1 protein-coding gene is annotated in these 21,369 nt (G+C 65.3%); it reads left to right on the top strand.

What is annotated here, in order from left to right:
* Positions 1-188: 188 nt before the first annotated feature.
* Entirely contained in the window at positions 189-21,362 is a 21,174-nt protein-coding gene (locus GWQ44_RS24755) for a non-ribosomal peptide synthase/polyketide synthase (protein ID WP_345894552.1), read from the top strand.
* Positions 21,363-21,369: the final 7 nt, after the last annotated feature.

Here is a 21,369-nt window from a genome sequence, read left to right as displayed (position 1 = left end):
GATGTTTTAGTTTTCCTGCCCTGTGGGGAGTCCTGTGGCACGTATTCAACCCATCCCTTTTTGAACCTGTCGGCGGCGGCGCCTCTGCCCAAGCAAGGCATGCGCCGACGCTCGATGCCCGGTATTTCGGTTACACGCGAAGTCGGGCTTTTTTCGTCACTGTTTTCGAATCTTAAGCAGGTCACACCATGCACTTCAGCGAATTGATGGCAGTTCTTTCGACCCACGCGATCCATCTGCAACGTGAAGAGGATGACCTGATCATCCTGGGCGACGATGAGGGACTCGATGACGGGGTGATCGACGGCCTGCGCAGGCACAAGGCGCAATTGCTTGAATTGATCGCCCGCAACGGTGGCGACTGGCTGAGCCCTGCCTATCGCATCACCCCGCAGATGCTGCCATTGACGACACTGGACCAGGCGACCATCGACCAGATTGTCGACGCCGTGCCCGGTGGCCTGGCCAACGTGAAAGACATCTACCCGCTGGCGCCGTTGCAGCAAGGCATGCTGTACCACCACTTGTCCGCCGAGCAGGGTGACCCGTATCTGCTGCAATCGCAGTACGCCTTCGACAGCCGCGAGCGCCTTGAGCAATTCACCGAAGCCTTGCAGTACGTGATCCAGCGTCACGACATTCTGCGCACCACCGTGGTCTGGGAGAGCCTCGATGAACCGGTCCAGGTGGTGCTGCGCAAGGCTGCGCTGATCAGTGAGGAAGTGCACCTGGACCCGCGCGACGGTGATGTGCTGAGCCAGCTGCAAGGTCGCTTCGATGCCCGCCATTATCGCCTGGACATTCGCCAGGCGCCGATGATGCGCATGGCTTTTGCGCTGGACTCGCCGAATCAGCGTTGGGTGGCGGTGTTGATGTTTCACCACATGGCGCTGGACCATACCGCGATGGAGGTGGTGCAGCATGAAATGCAGGCCTTCCTGCTGGGACAGGTCGAGCACCTCGGCGAGCCGGTGCCGTACCGCAACTACGTGGCCCAGGCTCTGCTGGGTGTGACGGAACAGCAGCATGAAGCGTTCTTTCGCGAAATGCTCGGCGACATCGATGAGCCGACCCTGCCTTTCGGCGCGCAGGACGTTCAGGGGGATGGTCAGGGTATCGACGAAAGCCACCTGATGCTCGACAGCGCTTTGAGCAAGCGCCTGCGTGCCCAGGCGCGCCAGATGGGCGTGAGCGCCGCCAGCATGGTGCACCTGGCGCTGGCGCAAGTACTGGGCAAAGTGTCCGGGCGCGAGGAAGTCGTCTTCGGTACGGTCCTGCTGGGGCGCATGCACGCGGGCGAGGGCTCTGAGCGTGCCCTGGGCATGTTCATCAACACCTTGCCGCTGCGTGTCAGCGTCGGTGCGCAAAGCGTGCGCAGTGGCCTGAAGTTGACCCATCAGCGCCTGACCGCGCTGCTTCAGCATGAGCACGCCTCGCTGGCCCTGGCCCAGCGCTGCAGCGCCGTGGCCACGCCGACGCCGCTGTTCAGCGCGATGCTCAATTACCGCCACAGTGCCATCGGCGCCACCAGCGAAGCGCAGGCAGCCTGGGCCGGCATGCAGGCGCTCGGAGCAGAGGAACGCACCAACTACCCCTTGACCATCAACTTCGATGACCTGAGCGAGGATTTCCATATCACCGTACTCGCGGGCCCCGAGATTGGTGCCGAGCGTGTCGCGCGCTACCTCAATGCCGCCTTGCAGAGTCAGGTCGATGCGCTGGAGCACAGCCCCCAGGCGCCGCTGCACACCCTGGGTATCCTGCCGGCCACCGAGCGCGAACATCTGCTGCACGCCTGGAACAGCAATGAAACGCAGTATGCCGACGACGCGCTGATCCACAGCCAGGTCGAAGCCCGTGCGGCGGCGCAGCCTGAGGCTGTCGCGGTGGTGTTCGACGACCAGCGCCTGAGCTACGGCGCCCTCAACCAGCGCGCCAACCAGGTCGCCCATCGCCTGCTGGCGTTGGGCGTGCGCCCGGATGATCGGGTGGCGATCTGCGTCGAGCGCGGTCTGGAAATGATCATTGGCCTGTTGGGCATTCTCAAGGCCGGTGCCGGTTATGTACCGATCGATCCGGCCTACCCCCAGGAACGCATCAGCTACACCTTGCAAGACAGCGCGCCGGTGGCGGTGCTGGTGCAACAGGCGACTCACACTCGGGTGGCCGAGTTGTCGGTGCCGGTGATCACGCTGGACGTCGGCGACTGCCAGGACCAATCAACCGCCAACCCCCAGGTCGCGGGCCTGACGCCGGCGAACCTGGCCTATGTGATCTACACCTCCGGTTCCACCGGGTTGCCCAAGGGCGTGATGATCGAACACCACAACGTGGCGCGCCTGTTCACCGCCACCGAGGCCTGGTTCCACTTCGACCATCACGATGTATGGGCTTTGTTCCACTCGTTCGCCTTCGACTTCTCGGTCTGGGAAATCTGGGGTGCGCTGATGCACGGCGGGCAGTTGCTGGTGGTGCCGCAGTTGACCAGCCGTTCGCCCGATGAATGCTATGCGCTGCTGTGCAGCGCCGGTGTGACCATTCTCAACCAGACCCCCAGCGCCTTCCGCGCGCTGATCGTGGCCCAGGGGCAGAGCCCGCTCAAGCACGCCCTGCGCCAGGTGATTTTTGGTGGCGAAGCGCTGGAACCGGGGATGCTCAAGCCGTGGTACGCGCACAGCGCCAATGCCGGTACGCAACTGGTGAACATGTACGGCATCACTGAAACCACCGTGCATGTGACTTACCGTGCCCTTGAAGCGGCGGATGCGCAGTTGGTGGGTGCCAGCCCGATTGGCGGGGGCATTCCGGACTTGCAGTTGTATGTGCTCGATGATCGGCGCGAACCCGTGCCGGTCGGGGTGGTGGGCGAGCTGTACGTGGGTGGCGCGGGCGTGGCCCGTGGTTACCTGAACCGCCCGGAACTGAATGCCGAGCGCTTTATCGCCGACCCGTTCAGCGACCGCCCCGGCGCTCGCCTGTACAAGACCGGCGACCTGGGCCGTCGCCTGGCAGACGGCAGCATCGACTATCTGGGGCGTAACGACGACCAAGTGAAAATTCGCGGTTTCCGGATTGAACTGGGCGAAATCGAAGCGCGCCTGGCCGCCTGTGACGGCGTGCGCGAAGCCGTGGTGATTGCCCGTGAAGACACGCCGGGGGACAAACGCCTGGTGGCCTACGTGATTGGCGCTGAGGGTAGGGCGCCGAACGCCGCCGACCTGCGGACCCAGTTGCTGGTGCATCTGGCCGAGTACATGGTGCCTGGCGCCTTTGTCATGCTCGACAGCTTGCCGTTGACCACCAACGGCAAGCTCGACCGCAAGGCCTTGCCGGCGCCGGACGCCGACGCGCTGGCGCGGCGTCAATACGAAGCGCCTCAAGGCGCAGTCGAAGCGGCGATCGCGACGATCTGGCAGGACCTGCTCAATGTTCAGCAGGTCGGGCGCCAGGATCACTTTTTCGAGTTGGGTGGCCACTCGTTGCTGGCGGTCAAGTTGATCGAGCGCATGCGTCAGGTCGGGCTCGCGGCCGATGTGCGTGTGCTGTTCGGTCAGCCGACCCTCGCGGCCCTGGCCTCGGCTGTCGCCGGTGCGAGCAAGGAGGTGGAGGTCCCCGCCAATCGCGTGCCCGAGGGTTGCGAACACATCACCCCGGACATGCTGCCCCTGGCGGACCTCGATCAGGAGGCCATCGAGCGCATCGTGGCGACGGTGCCGGGCGGGGCGCGCAACGTCCAGGAAATCTACAGCCTGGCGCCCCTGCAGGAGGGCATCCTGTACCACCATTTGGCGGCCGCCCAGGGCGACCCCTATCTGCAATACGTGACCTTCAGCTTCACCAGCCGCGAGCGGCTGACACGTTTCGCCGAGGCACTGCAAGGGGTGATTTCGCGACATGACATTCTGCGTACCGCGGTGGTCTGGGAGCGCCTGGACGAGCCGGTGCAAGTGGTCTGGCGCGAGGCACGCCTGGGCCTCGATGAAATCCCCCTGGACCCGGCCGCTGGTGATATCGCAGAACAGCTGACCGCCTGCCTCAACCCGCGCCACCATCGCCTGGACATTCGCCAGGCCCCGCTGATGCGCATCGGCTACAGCGAGGACGCCCCCAACCAACGCTGGGTGGCCGTGTTGCTGTTGCACCACCTGGTGGACGACGCAACCTCCCTGCGCATGCTGATCGCCGAAGTCGAAGCCCATACCCGCGGTGAAGAAGCACAATTGCCGGCTTCGGTGCCGTATCGCAATTACGTGGCGCAGGCACGTCTGGGCGTGAGCCGCGAAGCGCATGAAGCGTTCTTCAGTGAAATGCTCGGCGACATCGACGAGCCAACCCTGCCGTTTGGCCTGCAGGATGTGCAAGGCGATGGCCACGGGGTGGAGGAGGTGCTGCTGCCACTCGATGACCACCTCAACACGCGCCTGCGCCAACTGGCTCGGCAGTTGGGCGTGACCCCGGCGAGCCTGTATCACCTGGCGTGGGCCCGGGTGCTGGGCGGTGTTTCCGGCCGCGATGACGTGGTGTTCGGTACGGTCTTGCTGGGGCGCCTGCAAGGTGGCGAAGGCGCCGACCGCGCCCTGGGGATGTTCATCAACACCCTGCCGTTGCGCATCAGCCTCAGTGAGGCGGGCGTGCGCAGCCTGGTCAAGACGACCCATGCGCGCCTGACCGGTCTGCTCGGCCATGAGCACGCGTCGCTGGTGCTGGCGCAGCGCTGCAGCAAGGTGGCGCCCTCTACGCCGCTGTTCAGCTCGCTGCTCAACTACCGCCAGCTTGGCGGTGGGGATGTGTCCCAGGCCGCGCAGGCCGCCTGGGAAGGTATCGGCATCCTCGACAGCAAGGAACGCACCAACTACCCGCTGACCCTGTCGGTCAACGACACCGGCGATGCCTTCAGCCTGTCGGTCATGGCCGATGGCAGCATTGGTGCCGCGCGCATCTGCGGCTATATGCAATGTGTCCTGGAAAACCTCGTGCAGGCGCTGGAACAGACGCCACAGGCCGCGCTGCCAAGCCTGGGCATGTTGCCGGCGCTTGAGCGTGAGCAACTGTTGCAACACTGGAACGCCACGGACAGCCTGTATGCCGATGCCGCGTTGATTCATCACCAGATCGAGCGCCAGGCTGCCGAGCAACCCGAGGCCATCGCGGTGGTGTTTGAAGACAGCCACCTGAGCTACGCCGAGCTGAACACCCGCGCGAACAGGGTCGCGCACCGCCTGCTGAGCCTGGGCGTGCGCCCGGATGATCGGGTGGCAATCTGCGTCGAGCGCGGGCTGGAAATGATCATCGGCTTGCTCGGCATCCTCAAGGCGGGCGCCGGTTACGTGCCGATTGACCCCGCCTACCCGCAGGAACGCATCAGTTACACCCTGCAGGACAGTGCGCCGGTGGCGGTGCTGGTGCAGGCGGCGACACAGGCGCGGGTTGCCGAACTTGCGGTGCCGGTGATCGATCTGGACGCGACGGAGCTGCAACTGCAGCCGATGCACAACCCGCAAGTGCCCGGCCTGACCTCGGCCAACCTGGCTTACGTGATCTACACCTCGGGCTCCACCGGTCTGCCCAAAGGCGTGATGATCGAGCACCGCAACGTGGCGCGGCTGTTCTCCGCCACCGAAGGGTGGTTCAACTTCAATGACCGCGACGTGTGGGCGCTGTTCCACTCGTTCGCCTTCGACTTCTCGGTCTGGGAAATCTGGGGCGCGCTGATCCACGGCGGGCAGTTGCTGGTGGTGCCGCAACTCACCAGTCGCTCGCCGGACGAGTGCTATGCGCTCTTGTGCAGCGCCGGTGTGACCATCCTCAACCAGACCCCGAGCGCCTTCCGTTCATTGATCGCCGCCCAGGGCCAGAGTGCCTTGAAGCATTCCCTGCGCCAGGTGATTTTCGGTGGCGAAGCCCTGGAACCGGGGATGCTCAAGCCTTGGTATGCGCGTACGGCCAACGCCGGTACGCAACTGGTGAACATGTACGGCATCACCGAAACCACGGTGCATGTGACTTACCGTGCCCTTGAAGCGGCGGATGCGCAGTTGGTCGGGGTCAGCCCGATTGGCGGGCGTATTCCGGACTTGCAGCTCTACGTGCTCGACAGCGCGCGCGAACCGGTGCCGGTGGGCGTCGTGGGCGAGTTGTACGTGGGCGGCGCCGGGGTGGCACGTGGTTACTTGAACCGCCCGGAACTGAATGCCGAACGTTTTATCGCCGACCCGTTCAGCGGGCGGGCCGATGCCCGCCTGTACAAGACCGGTGACCTGGGCCGCTGGTTGCCAGATGGCAGCATCGACTACCTGGGGCGTAATGACGACCAGGTGAAAATCCGCGGTTTCCGTATCGAACTGGGGGAAATCGAGGCGCATCTCGCGGCCTGTGAGGGCGTGCGTGACGCGGTGGTGATTGCTCGCGAAGACCAGCCCGGCAACAAGCGCCTGGTGGCCTACGTCATCGCCGCCGATGGCGCCGAACCGGTGGCGGCCGAGCTGCGCCAGCAGTTGCTGGTGTCCCTGGCCGATTACATGGTGCCCAGCGCATTCGTGATGCTTGAGCGCTTGCCGTTGACCACCAACGGCAAGCTCGATCGCAAAGCCTTGCCGGCGCCGGATGGCGACGCACTGGCGCGGCGCGAATACGAGCGTCCGGAGGGGGAGGTGGAGCACAGCCTCGCCGCGCTATGGCAAGAGTTGCTGGGCGTGGAGCGAGTAGGGCGGCACGACAACTTCTTCGAACTGGGGGGCCATTCGCTGTTGGCGGTGAAGTTGATCGAGCGCATGCGCCAGCTCGAACTGAGCGCCGACGTGCGTGTCCTTTTTGGCCAGCCGACGTTGGCCGCCCTGGCAGCCGCCGTGGGCGGCCATGCGCAGCTGCGGGTGCCGGCCAACCTGATCGAGCTCGGCTGCGAGCAGATCACCCCGGACTTGCTGCCCCTGGCCGAGCTGGACCAAGGCAGCATCGACCGCATCGTCGCCAGCGTGCCCGGCGGCGTGCGCAATGTGCAGGATATCTACAGCCTCGCACCACTGCAGGACGGTATGTTCTACCACCATCTGGCCGCGGATCAGGGCGATGCCTACCTGCTGCACATGCTGTTTGCGTTTACCGGTCCCGAGCCGCTCAACCTGTTCGCCAAGGCCCTGCAAAGCGTGATCGACCGTCACGACATCCTGCGCAGCAGTATTGCCTGGGAAGGGCTCGCGGAGCCTGTGCAAGTGGTATGGCGCCAGGCTTCGCTGGGCCTGGAACAGGTGGCCATCGACCCGGCCGAGGGTGACGTGCTGGCGCAACTGCACAGTCGTTTCGACCCTCGCCACTATCGCCTGGACATGACCCAGGCTCCGCTGATGCATTTGGCCTACACCGAAGACAGCACCAACCAGCGCTGGGTCGGCATCCTGTTGTTCCACCACATGGTGCTCGACCATACCGCGCTGGAGGTGCTGATCGAGGAAGTCCAGGCCAGCCTCAAAGGCCAGAGCGCACAGTTGCCGCCGTCGATTGCGTATCGCGAGCATGTGGCGCAGTCGCGCCTGGGCGCCGATCGCCGGGCTCATGAAGCGTTCTTCGGCGCGATGCTGGGTGATATCGATGAACCGACCCTGGCGTTCGGCCTGCAGAATGTGCAGGGCGACGGCAGGGGGGTCGAAGAATCGCACCTGATGCTCGACAGCGTACTGGGCGGGCGGCTGCGTGAGCAGGCGCGGGTGCTTGGGGTCAGCGCCGCGAGCCTGATGCACCTGGCCTGGGGCCAGGTGCTGGCGCAGGTCAGTGGCCGTGATGAGGTGGTGTTCGGCACGGTGCTGCTGGGCCGCTTGCAAGGCGGTGAAGGGGCCGGGCGTGCGCTGGGCTTGTTCATCAACACCTTGCCGCTGCGGGTCAGCATCGGCGCCCACGGCGCCCGCGAGGCCGTACGTGCCACTCACGCGCAACTGGCGCAACTGCTGGCCCACGAGCATGCATCCTTGTCGCTGGCCCAGCATTGCAGCGGCATGCCGGCGGCGCAGGCGTTGTTCAATACCTTGCTCAACTACCGTCACAGCGCGGCCGCGCAAGTCTCCAGCGCCGACATTGCCGCCTGGGACGGCATTCAGGCGCTGAGCATGGAAGAGCGCACCAACTACCCGCTGGTGCTGAACGTCGATGACTTCGGCAGCGGCTTTCAACTCAATGCCCAGGCGCTGGTCGGGATTGGCGCGCTGCGTGTCTGCGTCTATATGCAAGCGGCGCTGCAGCAACTGGTCGATGCCCTGGAACATGCGCCCGCTACGCCGTTGCAGGAGCTCTCGGTGCTGCCCGAGGCCGAGCGCCAGGAACTGCTGGAGGCCTTCAACGACAGCGAGCGTCCGTTCCCAGAGAGCTCGACCGTACACGCCTTGTTCGAGACTCAGGTCGGTATCCGGCCGGACGCTGTAGCGGTGGTTCACGGTGAACAGTCGCTGAGCTATGCGCAATTGAACCGGCGCGCCAACCGCCTGGCTCACCACCTGATCGGCCTGGGCGTGCAGGCGGGTGACAGCGTAGCCATCCTGCTGGAGCGTTCCGTGGACTTGCTGGTCAGCCAACTGGCAATCAGCAAGGCCGCCGCGGTGTATGTGCCGCTGGATGTCCACGCCCCCGCCGACCGGCAAACCTTCATGCGCCAGGACAGCGGCGCGCAATGGCTGCTCACCACCAGCGCCCATCAAGCCCCCGAAGGCGGCGGGCAGCTGAACCTGGACAGCCTCGATCTGAGCGATGCAGCGGTCCACGATCCGGCCCTTGAACAGTCTGCCGAGTCGGTCGCCTACATCATGTACACCTCCGGTTCCACCGGCGTGCCCAAGGGCGTGCTGGTGCCGCATCGGGGCATCACACGGCTGGTGATCAACGGCGGTTATGCCGACTTCAATAGCCATGACCGTATCGCCTTTGCCTCCAACCCGGCGTTCGACGCCAGCACCATGGACGTCTGGGGCGCCTTGCTCAATGGCGGCCAAGTGGTGGTGATCGATCACGACACGCTGCTTGACCCGCTGCGTTTTGGCGCCGTGTTGAGCGAATCGGCGGTCACCATCCTGTTCACCACCACGGCGCTGTTCAACCAGTACGTACAGCTGATTCCCGACGCCCTCAAGGGCTTGCGCATGCTGCTGTGCGGCGGCGAACGCGCGGACCCGGCGGCGTTCCGCAGCCTGCTGGAGCATGCACCCAAGCTGCGTCTGGTGCATTGCTACGGCCCTACCGAAACCACCACCTACGCCACTACTTTTGAAGTGCGTGCGCTGGCCGACGATGCCGAGAGCGTGCCGATCGGCGGGCCGATTTCCAATACGCGCATTTACCTGCTCGATCAACGCCAGCAGCCGGTGCCCTTGGGCGTTGTCGGGGAGATCTACATCGGTGGCAAAGGCGTCGCCAAGGGTTACCTGAACCGGCCTGAACTGACCGCCGAGAAATTCATTCTCGACCCGTTCAGCCGCGAGCCGGGCGCGTTGATGTACCGCACGGGCGACCTTGGCCGCTGGTTGGCCAAGGGCGAGCTTGATTGCCTGGGCCGTAATGACGACCAAGTGAAGATCCGTGGTTTCCGCATTGAACTCGGGGAGATCGAAAACCGCCTCGGCGAACACCCGCACGTCAACGAGGTGGTGGTGCTGGCCCGTGAGGACGAGCCGGGCAGCAAGCGCCTGGTGGCCTACTTCACCGAGCACCAGGCGCTGGACATCCAGGCCCTGCGCACCTGGCTGCAAGAGCAACTGCCGGAGTACATGGTGCCGCGTGCCTATGTGCGCCTCGACAGCCTGCCGCTGACCAATAACGGCAAGGTGGACCGCAAAGCGCTGCCGATTCCGGATCAGGAGGCCTTGCTCAGCCGTGGCTATGAAGCGCCGCAGGGCGAGGTGGAAGTGGCGCTGGCGCAGATCTGGAGCCAATTGCTCAAGGTCGAGCAGGTCGGGCGTGACGATCACTTCTTCGAGCTGGGCGGGCATTCGTTGCTGGCCATGCGGCTGATTTCCCAGGTGCGCGTGCACCTGGGGGTGGAGCTGGACCTCGCAGCGCTGTTTGCCCACCCGCAACTGTCGGCCCTCGCCCAGGCGGTGGCCAAGGCGGGGCGCAGCAGCCTGCCGCCGATTGTGCCGGTATCCCGTGAAGAGCCACTGCCACTGTCGTTTGCCCAGCAGCGCCTGTGGTTCCTGGCGCAGATGGACAATGCCGGCGCCGCCTACAACATGCCGGTTGGCCTGGGCTTGCGCGGCGCCCTTAATACGCTGGCGCTGGAGCGCGCCCTGGCGCAGATCGTCAGCCGCCATGAAGTGCTGCGCAGTGTGTTTGTGGTCGACAACGATGAGCCGCAGTTGCTGATCGCCCCGGTCGAAGGCGCTTTTGTGCTTGAACACAATGACCTGCGCGAACGGGCCGATGCAGCGCAGCAATTGCAGGCTTTGACCGAGCACGAAGCGCTGGCCCCGTTTGACCTGGTCAACGGGCCGTTGCTGCGCGCGCGTCTGGTGCGCATGGGCGACGAACACCACGTACTGCTGTTGACCCTGCACCATATCGCTTCTGACGGATGGTCGATGGGCGTGCTGACCCGCGAGCTGATGGCGCTGTATGACGCCTTCAGCCAGGGCCTGGCCGACCCGTTGCCGCCGCTGGCCCTGCAATACGCCGACTTCGCCGTGTGGCAGCGCCGCTGGTTGAGTGGCGAGGTGTTGCACCAGCAAAGTCTGTACTGGCAACAGGCTCTGGCCGGTGCGCCGGCCATGTTGACCTTGCCCACCGACCGCCCGCGTCCCGCGCAGCAGGACTTTTCCGGCGCGGTGCTGAGCCTGCAGCTGGATGCCGAGTTGACCCAGGGCCTCAAGACCCTCAGCCAACGCCATGGCACCACGCTGTACATGACACTGCTGGCGGCTTGGGGCGCGTTGCTCAGCCGGCTGGCCGGGCAGGATGAAGTGGTGATCGGTTCACCGGTGGCCAATCGCAACCGTGTCGAGGTCGAAGGCCTGATCGGCCTGTTCGTCAACACCCTGGCGGTGCGTATCGACGCCTCGGGCGAGCCGACCGTGCAAACCTTGCTGGCGCGGGTCAAGGCCCAGACGCTGGGCGCGCAGGCCCATCAGGACCTGCCGTTCGAACAGGTGGTGGATATCATCAAACCTGTGCGCAGCATGGCCTACAGCCCGATCTTCCAGACCATGCTGACGTGGCAGAACAACGAAAGCGTGGCCCCGGCACTGGGTGACCTGGTGCTGGAAGGCAGCGGCCAGATCAACAGCGCGGCGAAGTTCGACCTGTCGCTGGAGCTGTGCGAGGCCCAGGGCCATATCATCGGCTCCCTGAGCTACGCCACGGCGTTGTTCGATGCGCCGACCCTGAGCCGTCACCTCGGCTACCTTGAGCGCCTGTTGCGCGCCATGGTCGCCGACGATCAGGCGCTGCTGGCCCGTGTGCCGCTGCTCGATGAAGACGAGCGCCAACAGCAGCTGGCCGGTCTTGGCGGCCTGTGCACTGGGTTGCCGGCCGCTACGGTGCACAGTCTGTTCGAAGCTCAGGCGCTGCGCACACCGGATGCCTGTGCCGTGCAGGCCGGCAACGGTTCACTGACCTACCGCGAGCTCAACGAGCGTGCCAACCGACTGGCCCACCACTTGCGCGAGCTGGGTGTACAGCCGGATGAGCGCGTGGCGATCTGCGTGGAGCGCAGTGTCGAGCTGATTGTTGGTTTGCTGGCCATTCTCAAGGCCGGCGGCGCCTATGTGCCGATCGACCCGAACTACCCGCTGGAGCGCATTCACTACATGCTGCACGACAGCGCCCCGGCGGCGCTGCTGGTGCACAGTGCGAGCGCACACCTGGCCGGCGAGCCGGGCCTGCCGGTGGTCGACCTCGACCGTGATGACGCGTACAGCCCGTACCTGCATGACCCGCAGGTGGCCGAACTGACGGCCACGCACTTGACCTATGTGATCTACACCTCCGGCTCCACCGGCCAGCCCAAGGGCGTCATGGTCGAGCATCAGGGCGTGGTCAACATGCTTGGCTGGTACCTTGACGACGTGGGTCTGGATGCGGGCGATGCGGTGTTGCTGCTGACGTCCCACAGCTTCGACCTGACCCAGAAAAACATCTTCGCCAGCCTGGCCGTGGGTGCCACCTTGCATCTGGCGGACACCCCGTTTGATCCTTCGAGCATCGTGCGCCAGATCGGCGATCAGGCGATCACCCACATCAACCTGGCCCCCAGCGCGTTTTATGCGCTGATCGACGCCGACCAGCAGTCCGCCTTGAGCCAGCTGCGCCGCGTGGTGCTGGGCGGCGAGCCGATCAAGCTGTCGCAATTGGAAAGACTGCCGGTGCCGCGCCCGCAGTTCATCAACAGTTATGGCCCGACCGAGTGCAGCGACGTGGTCGCCTGGCATGCGGTCGACGCCGACCTGGGCCGCTACGGTGCCGCCGATATTCCCCTGGGCCGGCCATTGCGCAACCTCAGGCTCTACGTGCTGGACGCCTACGGGCAACTGCTGCCGACCGGCAGCGTGGGTGAGCTCTACATCGGCGGCGCCGGCGTGGCGCGCGGCTACCTCAACCGTGAAGCGCTGACCGCCGAACGCTTCCTCGACGATCCGTTCACGCAGGGCGGGCGCATGTACCGCACCGGTGACCTGGCGCGTTACCGCGCCGACGGCACGCTCGACTATCTGGGCCGCAACGACGACCAGGTCAAGATCCGCGGCCTGCGCATCGAGCTGGGTGAAATCGAAGCGCTGCTCGCGGCCCACCCCGAAGTGACCGAGGCTGCGGTACTGGTACGTGATGAGCGGCTGGTGGCCTACTTCACCGGCCTTGCGCCACAGATCGAAGACCTGCGCACCTATCTGCAGAGCGCACTGCCGGAGTACATGGTGCCGTCGGCCTACGTGCAACTTGACGCATTGCCCCTGAACCCCAACGGCAAGCTGGATCGCAAGGCCTTGCCGGCACCGGGCCTCGACGCGGTGGTCAGCGGTGTGTACGAAGCGCCCGAGGGCGAGATTGAAGCGACCCTGGCGCAAATCTGGCAGGACCTGCTGGGGCTGGAGCAGATTGGTCGACAAGGGCATTTCTTTGAATTGGGCGGCCATTCGCTGTTGGCGATGCGCCTGATTTCCCAAGTGCGCCAACGTCTGGGTGTGGAACTGGCCCTGGCCGATCTGTTTGCCCAGCCGCAACTGGCGGCATTGGCCCAGGTGCTGGCCCAGGCATCGCGCAGCAACTTGCCGGCGATTTTGCCGGTGCCGCGCGACCAGGACTTGCCGCTGTCGTTTGCCCAGCAGCGCTTGTGGTTCCTGGCGCAGATGGAAGGTGCCAGCACCGCCTACAACATGCCGATTGCCCTCAGGCTGCGCGGTCACCTGGATGCCGACGCGCTGGAACGCGCGCTCACGACCATCGTGGCGCGCCACGAAGCCCTGCGCAGTCGTTTCGTGCAGCACAACAGCGAGGCGCTGGTGCGTATCGATCCGGCCGAGCGCGCCTTTGCCCTGCGGCGTCTGGACGTCGACAGCGAGGCGGCACTGCAAGCGCACATCAGCGCCGACGCGCTGCAACCGTTCGACCTGGAACAGGGGCCGCTGATTCGTGCACAGCTGTTGCAGCGTGCCGACGATCACCACGTGCTGTTGTTGACCATGCACCACATCGTCTCCGATGGCTGGTCGATGGGCGTGCTGACCCGTGAATTGATGGCGTTGTACGAGGCCTTCCGGCACGGCCAGCCGGACCCGCTGCCGCCGCTGGCCCTGCAATACGGCGATTTTGCCGTGTGGCAGCGCCGCTGGTTGAGTGGCGAGGTGTTGCAGCAACAGAGCCAGTACTGGCAGCAAGCGCTGGCGGATGCGCCCGCCTTGCTGATGCTGCCCACCGATCGCCCACGTCCGGCGCGCCAGGACTACAGTGGCGCGACCTTGACCCTGTTGCTCGACGTCAACCTGACCGCCGGGCTCAAGGCCTTGAGTCAACGCCACGGCACCACGCTGTACATGACCATGATGGCCGCGTGGGGCGCGCTGCTCTGCCGTCTGTCCGGCCAGGATGAGGTGGTGATCGGTTCGCCGGCCGCCAACCGCATGCGTGCCGAAGTCGAAGGCCTGATCGGCTTGTTCGTCAACACCCTCGCCGTGCGTATCGGTGCGGGCGAGGACCTGACCGTTGCCGCCTTGCTGGCCCATGCCAGGGACCGCACGCTGGCAGCGCAAGCCCATCAGGACTTGCCGTTCGAGCAAGTGGTGGAAGTGCTCAAACCGGCACGCAGCCTGGCCCATAGCCCGGTGTTCCAGACCCTGCTGACCTGGCAGAACAGCGACGGCCCAAGCCTGGTCATGGGGGACCTGCAGTTCGAAGCGGTCGGCGAGACCAGCAGCTTTGCCAAATTCGACCTGTCCCTGGACCTGGGTGAAGTGCAAGGCCACATCGCCGGTAACCTGGAGTACGCCACGGCGCTGTTTGACGAGAGCACCCTGCAACGGTATCTGGGGTATTTCGAGCGACTGCTGCAGGCGATGGTTGCCGATGACCAGGCGCAGTTGGCGCATATCGCGCTGGTGGATGAGGAAGAGCGCGATCACCTGCTGCACGCACTCAACAATACCGAAGTCGCCTACCCGCACGAGGCCACTATTCACCAGCTGTTCGAAGCCCGGGTCGAGGCCGCGCCGCAGGCCATTGCGGTGGCGTTCGGAGCGCAGCGCATCCGTTATGCCGAGCTCAACCGCCGGGCCAACCGCCTGGCGCACCACCTGATCGGTCTGGGCATTGGCCCGGACCAGCGCGTGGCGATCTGCGCCGAGCGCGGCGATGAGGTGCTGGTGGGCCTGCTCGGGGTGCTCAAGGCCGGCGCCGCTTATGTGCCGCTGGACCCCAATTACCCACCGGAGCGCCTGGCTTACATGATCGCCGACAGTACACCGTCGGCGGTGTTGACCCAGCGTCCGTTGCAGGACCGTCTGCCGGCCCTGGCGATCCCCCGTGTGCTGCTGGATGAACCGCTCGACGGCGCCGAACACAACCCGGTGGTGCCGGGCCTCAATGCCCGTCACCTGGCTTATGTGATCTACACCTCCGGCTCCACCGGCAACCCCAAAGGAGTGATGATCGAACACCGCGGGCTGGTCAACTACAGCCTCGACGCCGCGCGCCTGTTCGGCTTGACGCCGCAGGACACCGTGTTGCAACAGAACACGCTGAACTTCGACCTGTCGGTGGAGGAGATCTTCCCGGCCCTGTTGGCGGGCGCGACCCTGGCGCCAAGTCGCCATGTGTTCGGCACCGAAGCCGCGCGGGACCCGGCCATTAGCCCGACCTTCCTGCACCTGACGGCCGCTCACTGGCACACCCTGGCCGCTGAATGGCATCACGATCCGCAGCAGGCCCAGGCCCATCTGCGCGATGTGCGCTTGATCAACGTCACGGGCGATGCGTTGTCGGCGCAAAAACTCAAACTCTGGGACGAGGCGCGCCCGGCCCACGTGCGGCTGATCAATACCTACGGCCCGACCGAGGCGACGGTGTCCTGCACAGCGGCTTACGTGAGTTACACCGGCGACATCAATGGCAACACCACCATCGGCAAACCGATGGCCAACACCCGCATCTACCTGCTCGACAGCCGGCAGCAGCCAGTGCCGTTCGGCGTGGCGGGGGAGATTTTCATCGGTGGCGACGGCGTCGCACGCGGTTATCTGAACCTTGATGGGATCAGCGCCGAGCGCTTTATTGCCGACCCGTTCAGCCCGCTACCGGGTGCGCGGATGTACAAGACCGGTGACTTGGCACGCTACCTGGCGGATGGCTCGATCGAGTACCTGGGCCGTAACGACTTCCAGGTCAAGGTGCGCGGTTTCCGCATCGAGCTGGGCGAAATCGAATCGCGCCTGGGCAACTGCGCCGGCGTCAAGGAAGTTGCAGTGATTGCACGCGAAGACCGTCCCGGCGAGAAACGCCTGGTGGCCTACGTGGTGCCGCATGCCGGGGTCGAGCTGAGCGCCGCCGGTTTGCGCAGCTACCTGGCGCCGTTGCTGGCGGAATACATGATTCCGTCGGCCTTCGTCACCCTGCAAGCGCTGCCGCTCACGCCGAACCGCAAACTGGACCGCAAAGCCTTGCCGGCCCCGGATCAATCGGCGGTGGCGAGCCGTGATTACCAGGCGCCGCAAGGGCGTATCGAACGCCGCCTGGCACGGGTCTGGGAGCAAGTGCTGCAGCTGGAACAAGTGGGTCGGCATGACAACTTCTTCGAACTCGGCGGCCATTCGTTGCTGGCGGTCAAGCTGGTGGAGCGCATGCGCCAGGAAGACCTGCGGGTCGACGTCGGCGCCTTGTTTACCCACCCGACCCTGGCCGGGTTGGCCAAAGTCGTCGGCAGCAGCCGCGCGCTGGTGATTCCGGCCAATGCCATTGCGCCTGATTGCCGACGCATCACGCCTGAGATGCTGCCACTGGCCAACCTCAGCCAGGACGAGATCGACAGCATCGTGGCCAGCGTGCCGGGCCAACTGGCCAACGTACAGGACATCTACGGCATGACGCCGTTGCAGGAAGGCATCCTGTATCACCATCTGTTGGCGGATGAGGGCGACTTGTACCTGGAGCAGGCGTCGTTCAACTTCGATAGTCGCGAGCGCCTCGATGCCTTTGCCCAAGCCTTGCAGGGCGTGGTCGAGCGTAACGATATCCTGCGCTCCACCATGCGCTGGGAAGGCTTGAGCGAGCCGGTGCAGGTAGTGTTGCGCCACGTGCCGTTCGCCCTGGAAGAGTTGAGCCTGGAGGGCGAAGGCGATGCCGGTGCGCAGCTGCGTGAGCGTTTCAACCCGCAGCATTTCCGCATGGACCTGCGCGACGCGCCGCTGATGCGCCTGGTGGGTGCCTATGACGTTGCGCAACAGCAGTGGTGTGCGCTGCTGATGTTCCACCATATGCTGTTCGATCACCTCGCCATGGATCTCCTGCAGTACGAGTTGCAGGCGTTCCTCACCGGTCAGCAAGAGCGCTTGAGCGCGCCGGTGCCGTACCGCAACTATGTGGCCCAGGCACGCCTGGGCCTGACGGAGCAGGAGCACGAAGGGTTTTTCCGCGCGATGCTGGCGGACATCGACGAGCCGACCCTGCCGTTTGGCCTGCACGATGTGCAAGCCGGCGGCGCTCTGGAAACGGCGCAACTGCTGGTGGAGGAGGGCCTTGGCCAGCGTCTGCGCAGCGCCGCACGGCAACTGGGCGTCAGCGCCGCGAGCCTGATGCATGTGGCGTGGGCCCAGGTACTGGCTCATGTCTGCGGCCAGGATGAGGTGGTGTTTGGCACGGTGCTGATGGGCGGGCTGCAGGGCGGTGAACGCGCCTTGGGGCTGTTTCTCAATACCTTGCCGTTGCGCGTCAGCGTGGGCGCCGAGGGGGCGCAGGCTGGGGTCAAGGCCACCCATGCACGCTTGAGCACGCTGCTCGGTCATGAACACGCGTCGCTGGCCCTGGCCCAGCGTTGCAGTGGTGTGGCCGCCCCGGCACCTTTGTTCAGTGCCTTGCTCAACTACCGTCACAGTGCCGGTGCCGCCTCCAGTGAAGACATCGCGGTATGGACCGGCATCCACGCCCTGGGCGGTGAAGAACGCAGCAACTACCCACTGTCGCTGGACGTCGACGACTTTGGCCAGGCCTTCGCCCTGACCGTTCAGGTCAGCCCGGAAGTCGGCGCACAACGGGTCTGCGGCTATATGCACGGCGCGCTCGACAGCCTGGTGGATGCCCTGGAACGTACCCCGGACGCATCGCTGAGCAGCCTGGAGATCCTGCCGCTGGCCGAACGTCAGCAGGTGCTGCTGGACTTCAACCAGACCCACACCGACGAAGCTCAGGATCAATTGATCCATGGCCTGTTCGAGGCCCAGGTGCTGCGCAGCCCCAACGCGATTGCCCTGGAGTTCGACGGCCAGGCGCTGAGTTACGCCGAGTTGAATGCCCAGGCCAACCAGTTGGCCCATCATTTGATTGCCCTCGGCGTGCAGCCTGACGAGCGTGTCGCCATCGCGCTGGAGCGGGGGATGCAGATGGTGGTGGCCTTGCTCGCCACCCTCAAGTCCGGTGCTGCGTACGTGCCGCTCGACCCGGCTTACCCGCCGCAACGTCTGGCCTTCATGCTCGGCGACAGTGCGCCACGGGTGTTGCTCAGCGAATACGCGGTGCTGCCGCTGCTCGGCACGTTGCCGCAGGCCATGCAGGTGGTGACCTTGAACAGCGCGCTGCAACCCTGGCGCGAGCTGGGCACGCACAACCCGCAGCCTGCGCAGTTGGGGCTTGCCAGCGAACACCTGGCCTATGTGCTCTATACCTCCGGTTCGACCGGCACGCCGAAGGGCGTGATGATCGAGCATGCGGGCCTGTGCAATGAGATCCAGGCGATTCGTGGCTTGACCGGCTTGGGGGCGGGGGATCGTGCGCTGCAATTTGCGACCATCAACTTCGACGCTTCCATCGAAGAGATCTTTGGCGCGCTGACTTGCGGCGCCACCCTGGTACTGCGCAGTGCCGACTGGTTGACCGATGCCGCGCAATTCTGGGGCCTGGCGGCGCAGGCTCGGTTGTCGGTGATCAGCTTGCCGACCCGCTTCTGGCAAGGCCTTGCGGACGATCACAGCACTGCCATTCCGGCCTCTGTGCGAGTCATTGTGGTGGGCGGCGAAGAATTGAGCCCGGAGGCGGTGCAGCATTGGTTCCTGCGCAGCGGCCACACGCCGCGCCTGCTCAATACCTATGGCCCGACTGAAGCGACGATCATTGCCACCGCCAATGAAGTGTTTGCCGCCAACCCCCATCCACGTGCCATTGGGCGTCCGATCGCCAACACCCGCGTGTATGTGCTGGACGCCCATGGGCATCCGACGGGCCTGGGGGTGGCCGGTGAGATTCACCTGGCCGGTATCGGGATCGCCCGCGGTTACCTCAACCAGCCGCAACTGAGCAGTGAGCGCTTCCTGGCCGACCCGTTCAGCGATGGCCCGGGCCGTCTGTACAAGACCGGCGACCTCGGCCGTTGGTTGCCGGACGGCACCCTGGAATACCTGGGGCGTAACGATGACCAGGTGAAAATCCGCGGTTTCCGTATCGAATTGGGCGAAGTCGAAAGCGCGCTGCTGGCCTGTGAAGGCGTGCGGGAAGCCGTGGTCATGGCTCGCGACGACAGTGAAGGGCAGGTCGCCGGCAAGCAGTTGGTGGCTTACCTGTGCGGTTCGCCGGGCTCGATCGAGCAACTGCGTGAAGAACTGCTGAGCCACTTGCCGCAGTACATGCTGCCCAGCGCCTATGTCCAACTGGACAGCTTGCCGGTGACACCGAACGGCAAACTCGACCGCAAGGCGTTGCCGGCGCCTGAGCAGGCGGTGCTTAGCCGCGACTATGCGGCGCCGGTCGGGGCGCTGGAAGAACGCCTGGCGGGCCACTGGGCCCAGGTGCTGAAGCTGGCAAGGGTAGGGCGCCACGACAGTTTCTTCGAAATGGGCGGGCATTCGCTGCTGGCGATTCGCCTGGTCAGCCTGCTGACCCAGGACGGCCTGCCGGTCACCCTGGCGCAGTTGTTCCAGCATGCCAGCGTCGCCTCGATGGCCGCGCTGCTGCGCTTGCGCAACGATGCGCCGGCACTCGAGCAGGGCCTGGTCACGGTACGTGCCGGCGGTACCCAGGCGCCGCTGTTCCTGGTGCATGAGTTCAGCGGGCTGAATGTGTATTTCCCGGCGCTGACCCGGCATGTGGATGCGGATATTCCGGTCTACGGCCTGGAAGGCGTGGCCTGGGGCGAGCCGCAGTTGCGGACCCTGGAATGCCTGGCCGCACGGCACATCGAGATGATGCGTAGCGTGCAGCCGCACGGCCCTTACCGTTTGGCCGGCTGGTCGTTCGGCGGGTTGCTGGCGTATGAAATCGCCGCGCAGCTGATCGGCATGGACGAGGAGGTGAGTTTCCTCGGCCTGCTCGACACCCACGTGCCGCGTCTGGTCGATCAAGGCAAGGCGCGCTGGTCGGTGGCCCATGCCCACAGCCTGCACCTGCTCGAACAGTGCCGCGCCTTCTGCCAGGTTCAACGGCCGGTGGATGGGCAGGCGCTGGCCACCCTCGCGCAGTTGGAGGGTGATGCGGCGCAGATGGACTTTGACACCCTGTGGCAACGCTGCCGCGACGCCGGCCTGCTGCAACCGCAGTTGGCGGCGCTGTCCCGTGAGGCCCTGTGGGCCTACCTGGACCGTGAAGTCTCCCACGGCCATGCGCAAGCCCATTACAGCGTGTTGCCGCTGACCATGCCGGTGCATTTGTTCACGGCCGAAGACCGCATGGATGAGGCCTCGCGCAGCAGTGACACGCTGGGTTGGGATCAGGTTGTCCCGGCGGGCCTGCTGCGGCGTATCAGGGTGCCTGGCGACCACCAGAGCATGATGCAGGCGCCGCACATCGCGGCGTTGGGGCAGGCCATCGGCGATGCCTTGAAGGCCTTGCCGGCAACACCGGCCAACACGCCTTACCAGCCGCTGCTGACGATTCAGAGCGGGCAGGCCGGGCAGGCACCGATCTTCTGCATACCGGGGGCCGGCGACAGCGTCACGGGGTTTATCGGCCTGAGTGATGCGTTCGGGCCGGCCTGGCCGATCCATGGCCTGCAACCCCGCGGGCTGGACGCCAAGGCGTTGCCCCACAGCCGCGTGGAGACGGCGGCGCAGGCTTATCTGCAGGCGCTGGAACAGCAATGCCCGAATGGGCCGGTGCATCTGCTCGGGCATTCTTTTGGCGGCTGGGTGGCCTTCGAGATGGCGCTGCGTCTGCAGGCCCAGGGGCGCGAAGTATTGTCGCTGACCCTGGTCGACAGTGAATCGCCGGGCAGTTCGGGGGTGGTTGGCAAACCGTATACCGCGACCGGCGTGTTACTGCGCCTGATCGAAACCCTGCAACTGGCGGCTGGAAAACCGTTCGGGATTGATCAGCAGGCCTTCGCCGATCTGGATGAGTCGGCACAAATGGCAGCCTTGCACGCCGCCATGGTGCGCGTCGGCATGCTCTCGGCGCGTTCTACACCTGAGGTGATGCAAGGGCCGGCGCGTGCCTTTGGTGCTGCGCTGCGCACGGTTTACCAGCCGCGCCAGCGCTACAACGGCCCGGTGCGCCTGGTGTTGGCCGATGATCCGACGCTGGATGCACAGGGCAACCAGCGCGAGCAGGCCGGCATGATCGAGGGCTGGAGCCGACACACGGATCACCTGCAGACCTGGTACGGGCCGGGTAACCATTTCACCCTGCTCAAGGCGCCGCACGTCTACAGCCTGGCGTCCTGGTGGCACGACGGCCTCCTGGTGCCGGCCGGCAAGGTGACCTCATGACGCGTGA

It is taken from the genome of Pseudomonas sp. 3MA1 (assembly GCF_029237275.1).
Classification (GTDB): Bacteria; Pseudomonadota; Gammaproteobacteria; order Pseudomonadales; family Pseudomonadaceae; genus Aquipseudomonas; species Aquipseudomonas fluorescens_AP.
The sequence above is the reverse complement of the archived record's forward strand: the minus strand, read 5'-3'. Positions and strand labels throughout refer to the sequence as shown.